The sequence below is a fragment of the Roseofilum halophilum BLCC-M91 genome, assembly GCF_030068445.1.
Classification (GTDB): domain Bacteria; phylum Cyanobacteriota; class Cyanobacteriia; order Cyanobacteriales; family Desertifilaceae; genus Roseofilum; species Roseofilum halophilum.
On sequence record NZ_JAQPOK010000164.1, the window covers coordinates 24519 to 42355 of the forward strand.

15 protein-coding genes and 1 pseudogene are annotated in these 17837 nt (G+C 45.1%); 6 read left to right on the top strand and 10 right to left on the bottom strand.

Going from position 1 to position 17837, the window contains the following annotated elements; translation table 11 throughout:
* Window positions 1-42: 42 nt before the first annotated feature.
* Window positions 43-480, bottom strand: coding sequence for a hypothetical protein (locus tag PJF56_RS21210; protein WP_283764716.1), 438 nt, complete (start codon window positions 478-480; stop codon window positions 43-45).
* A 187-nt stretch (window positions 481-667) separates the two neighbouring features.
* Here PJF56_RS21210 and PJF56_RS21215 point away from each other — a divergent pair, with 187 nt between their 5' ends.
* A complete protein-coding gene (locus tag PJF56_RS21215) occupies window positions 668-2434 on the top strand; it encodes a S8 family peptidase (RefSeq protein ID WP_283764717.1) in 1767 nt (588 codons plus the stop codon).
* The gene (locus PJF56_RS21220; protein ID WP_283764718.1) at window positions 2431-2649 is read left to right on the top strand and encodes a hypothetical protein; all 219 of its coding nucleotides are present in this window, start codon (window positions 2431-2433) and stop codon (window positions 2647-2649) included. Before PJF56_RS21215 ends, PJF56_RS21220 begins: the two co-directional genes overlap by 4 nt.
* Window positions 2650-2732: 83 nt before the next feature.
* On the opposite strand, the gene PJF56_RS21225 is transcribed toward PJF56_RS21220, so the two are convergent.
* On the bottom strand, window positions 2733-3368 hold the full coding sequence (locus PJF56_RS21225) for a ThiF family adenylyltransferase (protein ID WP_283764719.1): 636 nt from the start codon (window positions 3366-3368) through the stop codon (window positions 2733-2735).
* Window positions 3369-3597: 229 nt separating this feature from the next.
* On the opposite strand from PJF56_RS21225, the gene amt reads away from it, so the two are divergent.
* Window positions 3598-6108: an ammonium transporter gene (gene amt, locus PJF56_RS21230; protein ID WP_430540902.1), complete on the top strand. Its 2511-nt coding sequence runs from the start codon at window positions 3598-3600 to the stop codon at window positions 6106-6108.
* Between the two features lie 154 nt (window positions 6109-6262).
* Here the strand turns inward: amt and PJF56_RS21235 are convergent.
* The 6 genes and pseudogenes from PJF56_RS21235 to PJF56_RS21260 all read right to left on the bottom strand — a co-directional run bounded on the left by PJF56_RS21235 (window position 6263) and on the right by PJF56_RS21260 (window position 12863).
* A pseudogene (locus PJF56_RS21235) lies at window positions 6263-7121 on the bottom strand (Bpu10I family restriction endonuclease).
* Complete coding sequence (locus tag PJF56_RS21240; RefSeq protein ID WP_283764721.1) at window positions 7114-8343, bottom strand: DNA methyltransferase; 1230 nt, start codon at window positions 8341-8343, stop codon at window positions 7114-7116. The pseudogene PJF56_RS21235 and the gene PJF56_RS21240 overlap by 8 nt, the downstream one beginning before the upstream one ends.
* Before the next feature lie 41 nt (window positions 8344-8384).
* A complete protein-coding gene (locus PJF56_RS21245; RefSeq protein WP_283764722.1) occupies window positions 8385-8849 on the bottom strand; it encodes a DUF29 domain-containing protein in 465 nt (154 codons plus the stop codon).
* Between the two features lie 66 nt (window positions 8850-8915).
* Window positions 8916-9626: a DevA family ABC transporter ATP-binding protein gene (locus PJF56_RS21250; protein ID WP_283764723.1), complete on the bottom strand. Its 711-nt coding sequence runs from the start codon at window positions 9624-9626 to the stop codon at window positions 8916-8918.
* A gap of 456 nt (window positions 9627-10082) precedes the next feature.
* Complete coding sequence (gene devC, locus PJF56_RS21255; RefSeq protein ID WP_283764724.1) at window positions 10083-11261, bottom strand: ABC transporter permease DevC; 1179 nt, start codon at window positions 11259-11261, stop codon at window positions 10083-10085.
* 309 nt (window positions 11262-11570) lie between these two features.
* Window positions 11571-12863 (bottom strand): HlyD family efflux transporter periplasmic adaptor subunit, encoded by a 1293-nt coding sequence (locus PJF56_RS21260; RefSeq protein ID WP_283764725.1) that lies wholly within the window; start codon window positions 12861-12863, stop codon window positions 11571-11573.
* Window positions 12864-12975: 112 nt separating this feature from the next.
* Here PJF56_RS21260 and PJF56_RS21265 point away from each other — a divergent pair, with 112 nt between their 5' ends.
* Window positions 12976-13599 carry a TetR/AcrR family transcriptional regulator gene (locus PJF56_RS21265; RefSeq protein ID WP_283764726.1) on the top strand — a complete coding sequence of 208 codons (624 nt, stop codon included), beginning with the start codon at window positions 12976-12978 and terminating at the stop codon, window positions 13597-13599.
* Here the strand turns inward: PJF56_RS21265 and PJF56_RS21270 are convergent.
* Together PJF56_RS21270 and trpD are read right to left on the bottom strand one after the other, a co-directional pair.
* Window positions 13577-14137 (bottom strand): Uma2 family endonuclease, encoded by a 561-nt coding sequence (locus tag PJF56_RS21270; protein WP_283764727.1) that lies wholly within the window; start codon window positions 14135-14137, stop codon window positions 13577-13579. The two genes, PJF56_RS21265 and PJF56_RS21270, sit on opposite strands and share 23 nt — an antisense overlap.
* Window positions 14138-14277: 140 nt before the next feature.
* Window positions 14278-15348, bottom strand: coding sequence for an anthranilate phosphoribosyltransferase (gene trpD, locus PJF56_RS21275; RefSeq protein ID WP_283764728.1), 1071 nt, complete (start codon window positions 15346-15348; stop codon window positions 14278-14280).
* Between the two features lie 132 nt (window positions 15349-15480).
* On the opposite strand from trpD, the gene PJF56_RS21280 reads away from it, so the two are divergent.
* Window positions 15481-17358 (top strand): hypothetical protein, encoded by a 1878-nt coding sequence (locus PJF56_RS21280; RefSeq protein WP_283764729.1) that lies wholly within the window; start codon window positions 15481-15483, stop codon window positions 17356-17358.
* 69 nt (window positions 17359-17427) lie between these two features.
* Complete coding sequence (locus PJF56_RS21285; RefSeq protein WP_283764730.1) at window positions 17428-17787, top strand: four helix bundle protein; 360 nt, start codon at window positions 17428-17430, stop codon at window positions 17785-17787.
* The last annotated feature ends 50 nt before the right edge of the window (window positions 17788-17837 follow it).

Here is a 17837-nt window from a genome sequence, read left to right on the forward strand (position 1 = left end):
TTTATAAACTTCTAGAGCATGGAGATAAGGGGCTTTTACCCTCTACCCAGAAGACTCTTCAACCTCCTGGTGCTGCTGCAACCACTCCTGAGTTAAATAGTTCCCCCATTCCCTGGCCAATCGTGCATCTGTGAAAGGAATTGTCACAGGTTCCTTTTCTCCTTTCAACTGTAAGGCTAACGTTACCATTTTTCCTTGGGGTGGCTCATCCCTGACCTGTTCTCCATCGACCCACAGTTGCAAGCTTTCGAGGTCGCTTAGAGCTAAGGTTTGAGCATTAATCACCCCAGAAACCGTGGGTTGACCCCAAGTTAGGCGATCGCCTTTTTGTCCCAAAGCCGCATAAATATCATATTTATAGCGCTCAAAGTCTTTGGCCCAATCTTCATACACCTGTAATTTGCGGTATTCTCTCCACCCGGCCCAGGTTAATCCAATAAATACGGCCAGTAAGGGCAACCAGAGTAAACCTCGTTCCATAATCTTTCTCGTTAGTGATTTCTGGAGATGGAAACCATTTTCCCGCCATTGCCGATCTGAAAAGAATCGTTAAAGATTCGGCCACATTGCCCCCAAATCCCCAAGGGGATGAGTTATGGTTGTAAGAGCTATCACTTAACTTCTACTCCTAAGTATCTTTGACCACCGAATCTCGATTCTGTCAGCAATGAAAAAATTTCTCCTCCTGTGCTTATTTATTTTTACATTAGGGTTTGCCCTTTTCAACTCTGAAGGATTGGCGACTCAAGGAACCTATCAATCGATTATCCTGGATTTTCGCGAAGAGCGGGCTAATCAAATTCCTGAATGGGTGCAAACTCTCAATCAAGAGTATGGCATAAGTCCCCAGCTCAACAGCGAATTTTCTCTCGACGATCATGTTTATGTGGTTGAGGGCGATCGCCTCTTGTTAGAGCAACTGCAAGCTACAGATCTAAAAAATTATACCGAAACTATTGAACCCAATTATATTTATCAAGCCACTGAGATCCCCAACGATCCCGATTATGCCAAGCAGTGGAACCTCCGCAGCATCAATATGGAATCCGCTTGGGATGACACCAAAGGCCAGGGGGTGACGGTGGCCGTGATTGATACGGGAATCACGCAAGTCCCGGATCTCAAAGACACGAAGTTTGCCCAGGGCTATGATTTCGTCAACGATCGCATCGAAGCCAAGGATGATGCCGGTCATGGAACCCATGTAGCGGGAACCATTGCCCAATCGACCAATAATGACTATGGGGTAGCCGGGATCGCCTACGAAGCTAAATTAATGCCCCTGAAAGTCCTAGGCGCAAGTGGGGGCGGCACGGTGGCCGATATTGCCGAAGCGATTAAATTTGCTGCCGATCATGAAGCAGATGTGATTAACCTCAGTTTGGGGGGAGCAGGGGAAAGTAGTCTACTCAAAGAGGCGATCGATTATGCCTATAACAAAGGTGTTGTCGTTGTGGCAGCAGCCGGAAATTCTAATCAGAATGCTGCAAGCTATCCCGCTCGTTATCCCCATGCGATCGGGATTTCTGCCCTCGATCCCTCTGGCGCGAAGGCTCCCTATTCTAACTTTGGCGCTGGGGTAGACCTGTCAGCCCCCGGAGGTTCAGAAGCCGGTAAAATTCTGCAAAACACCATCGATCCCCAAACTGGAAAAGCCGTCTTTGAAGGCTATCAGGGAACTAGCATGGCTGCGCCCCATGTGGCCGGCGTTGCGGCTTTAATTAAATCAGTAGGCGTAGAAGACCCCGAAGATGTACTAAAAATCCTCAAAGAATCGTCTCGCAGTGTGGAAGAAGACCCCCTGAATCATTTTGGTGCGGGTCAATTGGATGCCGGAGCAGCCGTTAAACTGGCCCTGAAAGGTCAAATTACATTCAAAGACTTTTTCCGGTGGTTGCGCGATAATGGCTATCTGAATCCTCGCTTCTGGATCGATGGTGGGGCGATCGCCTTAATGCCCAAAATTGCCATGGTACTCGGTTCCTATCTCCTCGCTTGGTTGCTGCGGAACTATTTCCCCTTTGCCTGGAGTGGTTCGTTAAATATGGGTTTAGTCGCTGGAAGTACGGGTTTATTCTTCCTGCGAGGCTTATACTTCTTTGATGTCCCCCAATGGCCCTTCCGGATGATGGGCAGCTCGATCGCCGAATGGGGTAATATCATTAGCGGCAGTCCCCTACTCAACCCCATTTTCGCCAGTGTTTTGATTCCCCTAATCTTAGCGATCGCTCTGTTGGGACATCCCTCTGGAAAATGGTTGGCGATCGGCACAAGCTTAGGATTTGCCAGTTTCCTCGGCATCAGCGCCGTTACTGACCCAGAAATGCTCTGGTTAGGTTCAGGTTGGCCCGCTCAACTGTTCCTAGTCGTTAACGCCCTCTTGTGTTTCGCCCTTGCTCGTTTAGCCGTCACTGGAGAAGGAAAAACCGCATGAGTTTAACTGTCAATGGGGTAATTGAACATAAACCCCTAGGCCCAGGAACTTGGGCCTTAGTCGCTGAGGATGTAACCTATGAACTCAAAGACGCTCCGGATGAAATCAAACAATCGGGACTTCAGGTTCAGGTTGAAGGAACCATTCGCGAAGATGTGATGACCCTAGCGATGATTGGCCCCGTTTTAGAAGTGCATTCGTTTGAAGTCCTATAAATCTAAGTAGGGTGGGCAATGCCCACCTGACTGGTTTTTAACTCTAGCGAGCGTCTCGCTCGCTAGAGTTAAAATTCCAAAACTTACTCCATCAGTTTGATGGAAAAATCAGCAAACGTAATCGTATAGCTATCCTGTTTTTGCTCGGTAATAAACCTCAAAATCGCTTCCGAGGCTACCGCAACCGTGAGTAAGACCAAATTGCGGGCGAGGGGATAATCACAGATATCATCATTAACAGGAGAAGGGACGCGATAGCGATCGTTCCAAATAATTTCCCCATAGTCTGAGGCTAATCCAATATGTAGACAGGGGATTTGGTGGGTTGTGCAATAGTCTTTGACGCTTTGGCGACTGGGACTGTTGTCAAAGGTATCAATGACTAATGAGGAACCTTTGAGGAATTTATGAACGGTGTCGTCAGTTAACCGTTGATTGATACTCTGCAAACTGATGCCCAGAGCGCGATAGAGGGTATTGGTGAGGATTTTAACTTTATAAGCGCCCACATCCGATTGATAATAGGGTTGGGTGGAGAGATTACGCTCTTCAATGCGATCGCCGTCAATCACCTTGATCTGAGTCAGTCCCGTTCTGGCCAAATTTTCCGTCAGGTTTCCCCCCAAAGCACCCGCACCACAAATGGCGATCGGAAAGTCTTTCAGGCGTTTCATAACGACTGCTGTACGATGTAATTCTTCATGAAAAAACATAGACATAGTAATGCCTGCCAGACCTGAGAAGGGTAATTTCCATTGTATAATGTTGAAGGTTAAGCCTTATGGTAGACGCAAAATGGATCTATTCCATGATATTGAGGATTAGACCATCAACGGGAAAGTCCTTTGCTAGGAGTAGAGGCCTTTCGTGGCGTGCAGCGAAAGCAAAAACGAAACGGCCCTCGGTTTCTATTGCTCACCTTGGGGCGATCGCCGATCCCCCTGCTTTATGAATCTGACTGATATTCTTTGGGTTTTGGTCTGTTCCGGGCTTGTCTTTTTGATGCAACCCGGATTCATGTGTCTAGAATCCGGCCTCACCCGTTCCAAAAATAGCATCAACGTTGCGGTTAAAAATATAGCTGACTTTGGAATCTCGGTGAGCCTGTTTTGGGCGATCGGATATGCCCTGATGTTTGGAGAAAATCCGAGCGGATGGTTGGGAACCAGTAACTTTTTTATTAATATTAGCACCCCCTCCCTCGCCACCTTCTTTCTCTTTCAAACCATGTTTTGCAGCACCTCCACCACCATCGTCTCTGGTGCAGTCGCAGAACGGATGAAATTTCTTTCCTATTTGGTGGTTGCCGGTCTCGTTTCTGGCCTCATTTATCCCCTCTTTGGCTGTTGGGCCTGGAATGGTCTCAACCTAGGAGAAGCATACGGTTGGTTAGGGAATCTGGGCTTTGTCGATTTTGCTGGCTCCACCGTGGTTCATAGTATTGGCGCTTGGGTATCTTTGGCAACCCTGTTAGTCGTGGGGCCCCGTGCAGGACGCTTTCGATATTCCGGACACCCCCGCAAAATTCATGGCTCTAATATGCAACTGGCTGTCCTGGGAACTCTACTGTTATGGTTCGGATGGTTAGGATTTAATGGGGGCAGCACCTTAAGCCTCAATGACCAAGTACCGGGAATTATGGTCAATACCCTGATGGCCGGATCGTCGGGAATGCTCACCGGTGCAGCCATTGGTTGGTATCGGCGCAAAATTCCCCAGGTTGAAGCCCTAATGAATGGCTCTTTGGCTGGATTGGTTGCTGTGACGGCCTCTTGTCATGCAGTCACCACCTTAGAAGCAGTGATGATTGGCATGGTTGGAGCAGCAATCATGATGATTGTTGCTCAAATGTTGGAAGATTTAAAAATTGATGATGCCGTTGATGCCATAGCGGTTCACGGAGGAGCAGGCGTTTGGGGAACCTTGGCCGTTGCCTGGTTTGGCGATCCCGAAATTCTGGGAACGGGGTTAACAGTTCGGGAACAATTTGGCGTACAACTGTTAGGAATTATTGTTGCTGGAGTTTGGGCATTTTGTCTGACCTATGGAATTTTGTGGAGCCTCAATCGGTTGATTTCTTTACGGGTTTCTTTGGCTGATGAAAAAGTGGGTCTGAATATTTCTGAGCATCAGGCGAAAACGGAAATCCACGATCTATTTCAAGTCATGCAAGATCAGGCGAATAATCAAGATCTATCTCTGCGCGTACCGGTGGAACCGTTTACGGAAGTGGGACAAATTGCCCACCGTTATAATCAAGTGATGGCGGCTCTAGAGGAAGCGGTGAGTAAAACTCAGGCGGTGTTTAATACTGCCAGCGATGGGATCTTAACGTTTACTCTAGATAATTTAGAAATCACTAAAGCTAATCCCAGTGCAGAAAAGATTTTCGGTTATCCCTTCTCGGAATTAATGGGATTATCCATACATCAGTTAATTGTTATTCCTGATTCTCCCCTAGCTGACCAGTTAACGATAATTCGAGAGCTGGTTAAACCGGGAAGACATGAGGTGTTAGGGTTGCGCTCTAATGGGGAGGAGTTTCCGGTAGAAGCAACTGTAACTAAGGCGAATTTAGGGGAACATCGAACTTTTTATGTGGGCACGTTTCGAGATATTACGCAACGGAAGAAAACGGAAGCCGACTTAGCGCAAGCGAATGCGGAGATTTTGGCCCTTAATCAGAAACTGCAAGAAGACAATGTACGCATGAGTTCTGAGTTGGAAGTGACTCGAAAGTTGCAGAAAATTTTGCTGCCCAAAATTGAAGAGTTGGCTGCTATTCCAGAATTAGAAATAGCGGGATTTATGGAACCTGCTACGGAGGTAGGTGGGGATTATTATGATGTGTTACTTCACGATCGGGGGGTAAAAATTGCCATTGGTGATGTGACGGGTCATGGGTTGGAAAGTGGGGTGTTGTCGATTATGGTGCAAACGGCAGTCCGGACGTTATTAGAAACTCAAGAAACCGATCCTGAGCGCTTTTTAGATATTTTGAATCGCACGATTTATCATAATGTACAACGGATGGAATCGGAGAAAAATTTAACTTTAGGTATTTTAGATTATGCGGACGGCAAGCTGAGGTTAAGCGGTCAACATGAGGAGTTTTTGATTGTGCGTGCGAATGGAATAATAGAGCGCATTGATACAATTGATTTGGGGATTCCTTTAGGGTTACAAGAGGATGTATCGGCGTTTTTTGATTCGATTTTGGTGCAGTTAAATCCAGGAGATGGCGGTATTTTATATACGGATGGGATTACGGAAGCGGAAAATGAAGAGGGTAAGCATTATGGATTGGATCGATTTTGCGATCGCATTACTCAGGTGTGGCAGGGGTCAGCCGAAGAGGTTCGCGATCGCCTGATTGAAGATGTGCTATCTTATATCGGCTCCCGCACGATGTATGATGATATTACATTGGTGGTGTTTAAGCGCAAGCCGATCGCCTAGCTATCAAGCCAAAACCAGTTTGAACTCTAAAGAGAGGCAAAATTACCATCTTTAGCCCCATCATTTACAGATCTGATCGAACCTCTCCAGCCCTATTACCTTTCTATCTCTCCTACCCCAAATATCCAAATTATCGGTCACCCCAGTGGCCATATTAAAAATGACCTTGATTGAGAACATTCTCGATAGAGGGTTTAGTTTGATCGATCAGAGCTTGAATTTTATCGATCATTCTTTGAAACACATCAGCATAGTATTGAGATGCATCCAAAAAGTCCACATATTCCTGTCTATGAATTTGCCGTTCTGCTGGAGTTCGGTATTCTTGACGAATCGCTGAAGACATACGCTTGGTCTTACGGACAATCAAAACATCATCAATCTGAGTGGAAAGAATAGAAACTGGAGTCATGTCTAAAAACTCGCAAACTAGAAAATATAGCGAGCCAGGAACTGCGATTTTTAAGTCTCGACTGGTAGCTACGGCCTCCTGAAACATCGTTTTATCGAGATTGGTTTTACATTCTGCACAAACATATCCGAGATAGGACTCCAGTAATTTATAATCTTCAAAATTTGAATTAAATGATGATTTCAAGTATAACTTCTTTCCCAAAATAAAATCTTGATCTTTAGTCCTCATACTCGGTTCACCTCCTTGGCCCTAACTCAAAAGAATCATCAATTTCCCGCAAACTTCGGAAAATAACTTGTGGCAAAAACTCTTCTAGAATGGTGTTATCGAGTTTTAGCTGTCCTTTTTGTCGATATAAAAAATTTTCTGAGCTATCAAAGATTAAATCTAGCTCGATAAAGCGCTTATATCGATTCGTCACTTCCACTAATCTTTCTACTACATCCGATTGACCCCTTTCAATAGATTCCATTGCCGATATCCATTGATAATACTGTCTGATGGCTTCTTCTAACCGTTCTCGATCTGACTCAGGTAAGCGACGGTTATACAGACAAGCAGTTAACTTAGTATAATGAGGTCGAGAAAATTCAGGCATAGATTGAAGGTGAGTGATTGGGTCTCAAATCTTTTGATCGGGCGAGTAAACATAATTTTTGGGGATCTAAAGTTGGTGTTCTGCCAATCTGATTGACTTGATCGATAGCCTCTTCAAGTAATCTTGTGTTTTCGCAGGACACCAAAGGGAGACTATTCTTTAATATTTCATAGGCAACTTCTCTAGCAACTCCTTCAAGAGTTTTCTGACTAATTTTAGAATTGAAATTGTAAAAATTCATAATATCTTCTCTGATGAGTTTTCCAAATTTATTTTTAAACTCTCTTTTTTGCCTTAAAACTTGGTGAAATAGTTTTGATCTTACGGCAATTTCTTCAATGATGTCAGCATTGTAAAAAGGTACACCAAGAACATTGGATTGATATCCGACAATAAACACAATTCGAGCCTGAATTTTGGTAACTCTAGAAACCTCTCTTAGGGTATCAGCAATATCGAGACAATATTGAACCACGGTGTAGAATCTGTTCCTTCTGTTCGCTCTATTTGAACCAATTTCTGACTTAGCGATATTTAATAAATTCCATCCTAAAATTTCAGTTGACTTTCGGTAGTTTTGATGATAATTAAAGACGTTTATATATGGTGGAGAAGTGATGACAAAATCAATAGATTTATCGGCGATCGGAAGAGAGCGAGCATCGGATAAACCCATATGGATTTCTCGATCGGAGTAAGGTAGTTTTTCGATTACATGGGCTAAATAATTACATTTGGATTGGATAAAATCATGAGTTACTTTATGGTTAGCAATATCTAACAAAATGATTAGGGCATCAAATATTTTCAGTGTTTCTTTGTCTAGTTCACTTCTAATCCCTGTTAACCTCACCTCTAAATTATCAATTTCATGATGCGCGAATATTCTAAATGGAAATTCTAGATCGATTATCTTTCTGATATTTTTTATTAACTCCGTTCTGTTCTCTATATTAATAAATTCATACGTTTTACTCAGAAGGTAAGCGGCTGGATTAATTTCAAACCCGTAAGCTTCACAGTGAAACATAGCGGTTTCTAGTAGAACTGTTCCGCTACCGGCAAAAGGATCGAGAATAATCGAATTCGGTAAGCAATAGGCATTTAGTATCGCTTCAATAAGCTGAGGGGAAAACTGGCCGCGCCAAGCAAAGGGATTAGAGCGGGTTTTAGCTAGGATATTTAGTTTTTCTTGAGAGATAGGTTGGTCAAATTCTTTCAACTTTTAATGTTCCTGAACTGGTAAAAACTTCTTTGGACAAACTAATCAAAAAAGAAATCGTCTTCTAAAACCTCTTCTAACGATGCAGGAGGAAGTTCTGGGAAAGAAGAGATAGATATATCCATTAAACGGGATATTACACTTTTAGCATCTTGGTAGGTTTCTGGAAAAATTTCAGGCAAGTATGATTTGAGACTGGGACTATCGAGTAATTCATCTCGAATCTGTTGCCGAAATGTAGTGATTTCAGCTTTCCATTTATTGGCGTTATACTCTCGTTCTGATTCCCAGTAACGGAGCTTGAGTAGGTGTTCCCAAAGTCGGGTTAACAGACTTTTAACAGCTCTCCTATTCCTTTTAGCCATGCTTTCGAGTTCATCCAATACATTTTGCCAATCAACCTGAGCAAAATTTCCGGAGCGCAGTTGTTGTAGGGTTGTTTCTAGCCAAAGTTGATAATCTCGATCGTATAGTGTTGCTAGATTCGAGAGCGTTTGTGTTTTCATAATCTTATTGAATTAGCTTTATGTAACTAGACTAATGCTAACTGCTATAAAAGCTTCCATTACCTATTAACCCGTTTCTAATATACTGGTTCGATCGCTATCTGACAAGCGTCCATCTTCCATGTGAATAATGCGATCGGCTACATCTAAAATGCGGTTATCGTGAGTGACCATCAAAATGGTACAGTGTTGTTCCTGGGCTAAACTCTGCATGATCTCCACTACAGCACGTCCAGACTGGCTATCTAGAGCGGCAGTGGGTTCATCGGCAAGCACTAGGGGAGGATGGCTAACTAGAGCGCGGGCGATCGCCACCCGTTGCTTTTGTCCCCCAGATAAATTATCGGTATAATAGTTTAAATGCTCCCCTAATCCTACCCGCTCTAACATCGCAGCCGATCGCTTTCGCATTTCTCGACTAGACCATTTTCCATGCACTTCTAACCCCATTTGCACATTTTGCAGCGCCGTTAAACTTTTATGCAAATTATGAGCTTGGAAAATATAGCCATGTTTGCGTCTTGCTCTCGTCAGTTTACGGGCAGAAGCGCCACAAAATTCTTCGCCCAGCACTTCCACACTACCCGACTGCACCGATCGCAATCCTCCCACTAAAGTTAATAGGGTGGTTTTTCCCGATCCAGAAGGCCCGGTCATAATGATAATTTCACCGGCATTAATGTCTAGCTGAATATCAAATAAGATTTGTTTTCGTAGATGACCTTTACCAAAATAATGGTCAAGATGGTTAATGGTAATTACAGAAGATTTAGACATAATATTTTTAATGGGTAATGGGTAATGGGTAATGGGTAATGGGTAATGGGTAATGGGTAATGGGGAATTGGTAATGGGTAATGGGGGATTGGGAATTGGTAATGGGTAATTGGGTAATGGGTAATGGGGAATTGGTAATGGGTAATGGGGGATTGGGAATTTGTAATGGGTAATTGGGTAATTTGTAATGGGTAATGGGGGATTGGGAATTGGGAATTGGGTAATTTGTAATGGGTAATTTGTAATGGGTAATGGGTAATGGGTAATTAGTAATTGGGTAATTAGTAATTGGGTAATTGGTAATTGGGTAATTAGTAATTGGGTAATTGGTAATTGGGTAATTGGTAATTGGGTAATTGGTAATTGGGTAATTGGTAACAAGCGAGCAAGATGCTCGCACTCCTCCCCATTCTCCCCATTCTCCCTATTCCCCCATTCCCCCATTCCATCGTCACACTAAAACAAATCCGCCGGATCGGCTGCTTGTAGTCTCCGGGTGGCGATCGCTCCCGATAAATTGCACATGACAATCGTTAAAATCAGGACTAATAATGCTCTCGAAAGGGTCATATACATGGGTAAATTGGTCGCCTGACGGGTGAGGCGGTACAAGCCCATGGAAACGGCTAAACCGGGGAAAAAGCCCACTACAGCTAAAATTATCGCCTCTTCAAAGACGATGCCTAATAAGTAGGTTTGTTGATACCCCATGGCCTTAAATGTAGCATATTCTCCCAAGTGATCGGCCACATCTGTAGATAACACTTGATAGACAATAATTAAGCCCACTAAAAAGCCCATTACTGCTCCTACGCGAAACACAAAGCCAATGGCGGTATTGGTTGACCAATACTCTTTTTCAAAGGCGATAAATTCCTCATGGGTTAACACCTGTACATCTTCCGGTAAGCGGCTTTTCAGGAGATTGGCAACCGTTTGCGGATCGGCTCCAGGTTCTAAATAAACTAAACCGGCATTGACTCCTCCCGCATCCCGACGATTGGAAAAGATGCGGAGAAAATTGCGATCGCTGGTCATAATCGTACCATCAGCCGCAAAGGATGCACCAATTTCATACAGTCCAGCAATCTGAATTTTATGATTTTCTACCTCTGTTTTAGCTGTTTCACCGGCTAAAACCCGGTCAATGGCATAGCCATAGTTGCCTCGCGCCGCTTGGTCAAAAACAACGGTATCCGGTAATTTAATGAGGGAGTTGTATCGATCTAAACCGGTAATCTTGAAGGGGGGGCGATCGGGATTAAATCCTAACACTAAAATTTTGGTTGCCCGTCCACTTCCGGGAATTTTCCAGTCGGCAATATTGACATAAAGGGGTTGGGCATCTGCTACCCCAGGAACATCCATTGCCTGATATAATCTGCGACGGGTAATTGTCCTTAAATCAATTAAATTTTTGGCTTGGGGACTAATCAGGACAATATCTGCATCTAAGGCATTATGTAGCCGGGTATTACTGTTATAAAGTGCTGCCTGAAATCCCAATTGCATGAAAATCAAGAGATCGGCAAAGGCAATACCTGAAATGGCGATTAACAGGCGCGTTTTATCATGGCTGAGTTGGAGAAATCCGAGGGGAGTTCGGCGAGTTAGGTTTTTGAGGAAACGGAGCATTTTGGTTTGAATTAATTGGTAAATTGTTCAGATCTTGCCCTCTCCCTAAATCCCTCTCCCACGGGAGAGGGACTTTCCCCTTCTCCCTTCGACTTCGCTCAGGGCAGCGCCTGTGGGAGAAGGGGGTAGGGGAATGAGGGACAACCGAGGAAACGGAGCATTTTGGTTTGAATTGATTGGTTAATTGTCCAGATCTTGCCCTCTCCCTAAATCCCTCTCCCACGGGAGAGGGACTTTCCCCCTTCTCCCACGGGAGAAGGGGGTAGGGGGATGAGGGCACACGGTTGAAACTCATTTAAAAACGCTATATTACAGTTCAATTTCAACGAGAACTTGTAAATTGCTTAATCCTGCGGCTAACTCACTAGACGCGGGATCTAAAGCAATTTCTACTTCAACAACTCTGGCATCGACATTTTTAGTGGGGTCGATTTCTAGGGCGCTTTGTTGCTTTACTTTTAAGCCGATTTTTTCTACTCTTCCTTGTAGAGTTTGAGGCAGTGCGTCACTGGTGACGTTAACGGTTTGTCCGGGGCGAATTTTTACTACGTCGCTATCGTAAACTTCGGCAATGACTCTCATTTCTTGGGTATGTCCGAGTTCGACGATGCCTTGGGGATCGATCGCCTCGCCAGGATGGGTGTGAATTTCAATGACTCGCCCTGCTTGAGGCGCGTTGACATAGGCGAGTTCTAAGTCGGCTTGGGCTTGGCGAACGGCGGCTTGGGCGCTGCTGAGTTCGGCTTGGGCGAGTTGGATGTCTACGGGACGGACTTCGGAAATGGCTTGGAGACTGGCTTGGGATTCTTCGATTTGCCGTTCTACGGTGTTGATGGTGCGGTTGAGGTTGGCTTGCGCTTCGTTGATTTGTTCTGTGCGACTGGTGATGATGCGGTTGAGGTTGGCTTGTGCTTCTTGGAGTCGTTGTTGGGTGGTGTCGGCTTGGAGGCAGACACTATCGCGATCTTGGGCGGATACGGCTCCATCGGCGTGTAGGCTTTGGTAGCGCTGGCAGTTGGTTTGAGCGTCTTTGAGTTCGGCGCTGATGCGGTTGAGGGTGGCTTGTTGGGCTTGTTTTTCGCCTTGGAGTTGGGCTTCTAAGGTGGCGATCGCCGCCCGTTGGGTACTGATTTGTCCTTCGAGTTCCGCTTGGGTGCGGCTAAACCGGGCAGATGCGGCGCTAATATCGCCGGTTTTGGCTCCGGCTTTGACTTGAGCAAGCCCTGCTTCGGCGACTGCTACTTGGGCTTTGGCTCTGTCTAGGGCGGCTTGCAGGCGATCGCGACTATCTAAAATGGCGATCGCATCCCCAACATTCACCCAGTCTCCTTCTTCTACCAGCAGTTCGGCAACTCGGCTGTTTTGGGCGGCTTCAGATGCCCAAAGTTGGATTACTTCACCCTTGGGTTCGAGCCAACCGACAGCCGTTACGGTTTTGATTTCTGGCACTTGCACCACGGGAGGCGGTTCGGGTTGGGATAGAAACGATTTTTGCGAGACTAAGGCATACCCAGCGATGCTCCCAACTGCCAGAAGGGTAGTTGTCAACAGAGCGAATTTCCGAGATTTTGTCCATTCTGTTCCCATTTCTGCTCGTACCACGATCCTAACTCCTAGATTAAACGGTTTAGTTTAATTGGTCTTGAATTTAGTATAGACTAAACGGAGTAGTATAATCAAGTCTTAGACCCCCAATTTGGAGTAAATTGCCATCATGTCCACCGACTCCACCCAAGCCCAACCCTTATCAGACAAAGCCGAGCAGATTCTCAACGGAGCCATGCAAGAATTTTTAACCCATGGCTATGCAGGCACGAGCATGGATCGGGTAGCAGCAACGGCGGGAGTCTCGAAAGCCACGGTATACAGTCATTTCGGGGACAAACAGGGATTATTTTCAGCCCTGGTGCAACAGTTAGCGCAACAGAAATTTGCTCGTTTATTTATCTCTCCTGAGCAGCTCCCCACCCATAACTTACGGGAAGTCCTAGAAAACATGGCGAATACGATGCTCGATAATTTGATCCACGACAGCGACTATCAAGCTTTTATCCGGCTGATGATTGCCGAGTCTGGGCGCTTTCCGGAGTTAGCCCAAACCTTTGCCCTGCATTTAGCCAAACCGGGAATCGAAACCCTAACGCGCCAATTATCCAGTTTTGAGGAGCTGAATTTACCCGATCCCGAAGCCACTGCCCGCATTTGGATCGGGGCATTGGTACACTATGTGATTGTGCAGGAGATGCTTCAAGGTAAGGACATTATGCCCATGGAGCGCGATCGCCTAGTTGATGCCATGTTACACCTGCTATCAACTAATTCAAAGTTAAATAACTGAAAATGGTTTGTGGAGAACTCTGGAAATCGGGCAAAATTTCTAGACAGGGAAGCACCGTATCACTTCGATAAATTCGGGGTTGTTGTCCTGGAGAAAAAGACATCACTAACCGCTCTTGAGGATCGATTAACCAACCCAGTTCTGTGCCCTCATCTAAACAAAAGAGAATTTTATCGATTACCCGTGTGGACGGTTGTTCTGGCGAGAGAATTTCAATCGTCCAATCCGGCGCTAAGGTAAACAAATCCTCAATTTCCCCTTGAGGATTTAAGGGAATTCTTGGCCACGCAAAGACACTAATATCCGGAACCAGGGAACGTCTAGCAAACGTACAGCGTAATTCCGTAAAGGCGCGGGCGATTTGTCCAGGAGTTCCCACTTGATTAATGGCAGTGACTAAACTGGTTTGAATGGCACTGTGTCTTCCTTTTGGCATCGGTTTGGTGTAAATCTGTCCATCAATATATTCACTGCTCGGTTTAGTTTCAGGCAGTTGCAGAAATTCTTCTAGAGACAGTTGGGTTGGAGTAATGATCATGAGATTACAGAAATTGTTACGCCTATTTTAGGCTAGAAGTCCTCATGATTGCGAAACCTGGGCATTATCCAGAGTTAGCAGATTGACGACTTTTTTTTCCACAATTACCGTCAACCCGCCCCTAGAAAAGCGATCGCCAATTAAGCCTCTTTGAGGAAGTTTACCAACTCTTGCAATTTATCCCAGGCTGCACCACTATTGAGGATTTCCAAGGCTTTCTCAATTCCTTCACGATGCCGTCCCCAAGGAGTCGCTTCACCCACTTGTAGGGCAAAGGAAGCATTGAGCGCTACCACTTCTTGCTGGGCGCGGGTTCCCTTTCCTTGGAGAACATTACGCAAGATAGTTGTATTTTCCTCAATTTCACCGCCCCGTAATTCCGAGATCGGCGCAGGAGAAAGTCCTAAGTTTCCAGGATTAACTTCGATGGATGCTGTCCTATCTTTCTCAACAATTCCCAAGTCAGTTATATCGCCTAATCCTGCTTCATCTAACCCTTCTCTTCCATGTAAAACGATCGCTCGCTGAACACCGAGTTGCTGCATCGCTTGAGCCACAATAGGCACTAACTCACCCTCATAAACCCCCATCACTTGCCCGGTGGGTTTAAGGGGATTCACCAACGGCCCCAATAAATTAAATACTGTCCGCATTTTCAAGGTTTTGCGAATCGGCACAACCGCCTTCATTGCCGGATGCCAACCGGGAGCAAACAAGAACGTAATCCCCACCTCACCCAAGGCGGCAGAAATGGCATCAGGGGGCGCTTTCAGGTTCACGCCCAGGGACTCCAAAACATCCGCCGAACCCACTTTACTCGACGCTGACCGATTTCCGTGTTTTGCCACTTTTACCCCGGCTGCGGCGGCAACAAACGCCACTGCGGTGGAGATATTGAAGGTAGATGCACCATCGCCTCCTGTGCCACAGGTATCGATTACCGGCTCCGTGTGTAGGAGCGCTTGCGAAGGACTTGCCGCTTGCGCTTGCAGCACTTGCGCCATCCCGGCTAGTTCTGTGGAGGCGACTCCCTTGGCTTGAATGGCGGTTAAAATGGCTCCAGAGAGGACGGGGGGAATTTCTTCATTGAGCCATCCCTGCATCAGCTTCACTGCTTGAAACCGAGAGAGGGACTGTTTATCCATCAGTTGTTGCAGTAAATCGGGCCAACTGGGAAAATCGGATGGGGTTGTTTGGGCAGAATCTACCATGAATCCAAGGGTATCGGGAAATAGAGGACACTCACGTATTGTGGAGTTTTAGGGGAGGCTCCACCTTGAGTTTTGGCAGAAAATACCCGCCCCTAAATCTGTTGTCATTTTATCACTAGAGGGAAACTTGGAATGAGTATGCGCCGGTCTTTACGTCCTTTACGCCTGTGGTACGAACGAGCGATCGCCCTAATTATTTTGCTCAATGTGGGCTTAGTTTTGTTTGATGTCACCTATGTGCGATCTCGCAATCAGCATTTATGGATTAATTGGAAGGTTTTCCAATGGAAAGACATCCCTCAAGAAGAGTATGTCACCTTAGTGGAGCGATTAAATCGGGCGATCGGCAGTCAGGGTTTAGAGTCTTCCGGGGTTCAGTCTTTACTCTCCCAGGTACAAGCCCAAAGTCTAGATCTGTTAGTCGAGAATCCCCCGTTTCGGCTATTGGGCAAAGATAGTCACTTAAATCAGATTCAGCAAAGGATTATCGAGAGTACCGGCTTAACGGATTTAAATGCGGCGATCGCCCAATATTGGAGTCGTGATTTTATTGCCAGTCGGGGTTGGGAAAGCCATTGGACAGAGTTTAATATCGAAATTCGCCCCTTAATGGTGCTTTATGAACCCGTTCTCGATTATGACATTATTAAAGGCATTGAGCCAGATCGAGGCGGTCAAGAGTATGTACGAGAAGTGGCTCAATTAAAAGCTATTTTAGAATTTGAAGGCCCAGGCTCACCCTTGGTTGAGCCACAGTTAGAGGTCTTAAGAGATTTAACGTATCAAATGATTGATGAACAATATGCGATTAATTCGATTAACAAATCGGGAAAAGTTAATCAAATTAAATCCGTCATGAAAAATTATATCTACAGCGAAGACACGCAAGCCAACCGGGAAACAATTCAATCTCGGCTCAATTGGTTTCGCGATCCTAGGGTTGTCCAGTTTATTGCGCCAGAGTTGCTATGGGCAGATTTATCCTCTAAGGAAGCTTTTGATCAATTTTGGTCTCTGGAGAATTTCCAGGAAGATACTTGGCGTGAGTCCTTTGAGTTTATGAATAATGAACTCTTTTTTCCGGTTGAGTCCATGTACTATCGTCACTTGGATGTAACGGGAGCATTTGCCAATCGGTTTATCCTGCTCGATTTTCCCTTTTTATTGATTTACTGGATCGATTTTATTGTTAAGGTTTTGTGCCGAATTTATCGGGAAAAAGACATCAGTTTGGGAATTGCGATCGGTAGCCGTTCCTATGATTTGCTTTTGCTGCAACCCTGGGTTCCTGGCTTGCGCGTAATTCCCTTAATTATTCGCTTTAACGAATCCGATTTAATTGACTTGGAGCCGGTACAAAAATATTTAGGATTAAATTTTATTGCCAGCTTTGGTCAAGAATTAGCTCAGGTAGTGGTCAATCGAGGGATTGGACAACTGCAAGGTAAAATTAGTGATGGGTTAATTCAGAAAGCTTTTATTAAAAGCCCTCGTGATGCTAGTGTTGATGGGAGTAGCGATGAAGAAATTACGGTAGACAATGGGGCACAAAAACAGCGCAGTTTTGGCAGTATTACGGGACGAGTTTGGGAGGTAACGGCTTGTAATGTGCTGCCGGAAATTTCACCCGATCTAGAAGCATTCTTACGCTACGAAGTGGATAAAACCCTACAAAAGTCAGGTTTATATCAGCGAGTACAAAAAATTCCGGGTGTGCGCCGATTTCCCGATCAAATTGCGGAAAAATTGGTACAACAAATTATTCAATCACTAACCGTTAATCCCCGCAAATCTTATCTGAAGGGACAAACTCAAGCACCCGATATGCTCGAACAGCAATTGAAAGAGCGTTTGGGGGAAAATTTCCGCCTGAAGTTACAAGCGGAACTCCAGAAAAATTATACGTTTGAGGAGATGGATTTATTGCTGATTGAACTCTTGGAAGGCGCAAAAATCGGGGATAAGAAAACCTCTTCTCAACCCCAATTAAATCCTGCCGATAATGGGTAATGGGTAATGGGTAATGGGTAATGGGTAATGGGTAATGGGTAATGGGTAATGGGTAATGGGTAATGGGTAATGGGAAGACCAGATTTTGAAGAAGTGGAGGTTTATCGGTTAGCCGAAAAGTTAGCTAATGAGATTTGGGAAATGGTAATTTCATGGGATGGTTTTGCGAAAGATACTGTTGGTAAACAATTAGTGAGAGCAGCAGATAGTATCTGTGCGAATATTGCTGAGGGTCGAGGACGGTGGCATTTTAAGGATAATCAACGGTTTATTCGCATTGCGAGGGGATCGCTATATGAAACAACGAGCTTTTTACGATTGGCTTATACTCGCCGTTTGATAGATCGGGATACATCCGATCGCCTAAAATTACTTTTAGATGAACTAAACCCCAAACTTAATGCATATCTCAAATCTTTAAATCGGTAATTAGGTAACTGGAGATTGGTTTACCAATCACCAATTACCAATTACCCATT

What these genes read in the sequence shown, in the direction of transcription:
- PJF56_RS21210 (WP_283764716.1), bottom strand. Translation starts at nt 480, where the DNA reads ATGGAACGAGGTTTACTCTGGTTGCCCTTACTGGCCGTATTTATTGGA.
- PJF56_RS21215 (WP_283764717.1), top strand. Translation starts at nt 668, where the DNA reads ATGAAAAAATTTCTCCTCCTGTGCTTATTTATTTTTACATTAGGGTTT.
- PJF56_RS21220 (WP_283764718.1), top strand. Translation starts at nt 2,431, where the DNA reads ATGAGTTTAACTGTCAATGGGGTAATTGAACATAAACCCCTAGGCCCA.
- PJF56_RS21225 (WP_283764719.1), bottom strand. Translation starts at nt 3,368, where the DNA reads ATGTCTATGTTTTTTCATGAAGAATTACATCGTACAGCAGTCGTTATG.
- amt (WP_430540902.1), top strand. Translation starts at nt 3,598, where the DNA reads ATGAATCTGACTGATATTCTTTGGGTTTTGGTCTGTTCCGGGCTTGTC.
- PJF56_RS21245 (WP_283764722.1), bottom strand. Translation starts at nt 8,849, where the DNA reads ATGAAAACACAAACGCTCTCGAATCTAGCAACACTATACGATCGAGAT.
- PJF56_RS21250 (WP_283764723.1), bottom strand. Translation starts at nt 9,626, where the DNA reads ATGTCTAAATCTTCTGTAATTACCATTAACCATCTTGACCATTATTTT.
- devC (WP_283764724.1), bottom strand. Translation starts at nt 11,261, where the DNA reads ATGCTCCGTTTCCTCAAAAACCTAACTCGCCGAACTCCCCTCGGATTT.
- PJF56_RS21265 (WP_283764726.1), top strand. Translation starts at nt 12,976, where the DNA reads ATGTCCACCGACTCCACCCAAGCCCAACCCTTATCAGACAAAGCCGAG.
- PJF56_RS21270 (WP_283764727.1), bottom strand. Translation starts at nt 14,137, where the DNA reads ATGATCATTACTCCAACCCAACTGTCTCTAGAAGAATTTCTGCAACTG.
- trpD (WP_283764728.1), bottom strand. Translation starts at nt 15,348, where the DNA reads ATGGTAGATTCTGCCCAAACAACCCCATCCGATTTTCCCAGTTGGCCC.
- PJF56_RS21280 (WP_283764729.1), top strand. Translation starts at nt 15,481, where the DNA reads ATGAGTATGCGCCGGTCTTTACGTCCTTTACGCCTGTGGTACGAACGA.
- PJF56_RS21285 (WP_283764730.1), top strand. Translation starts at nt 17,428, where the DNA reads ATGGGAAGACCAGATTTTGAAGAAGTGGAGGTTTATCGGTTAGCCGAA.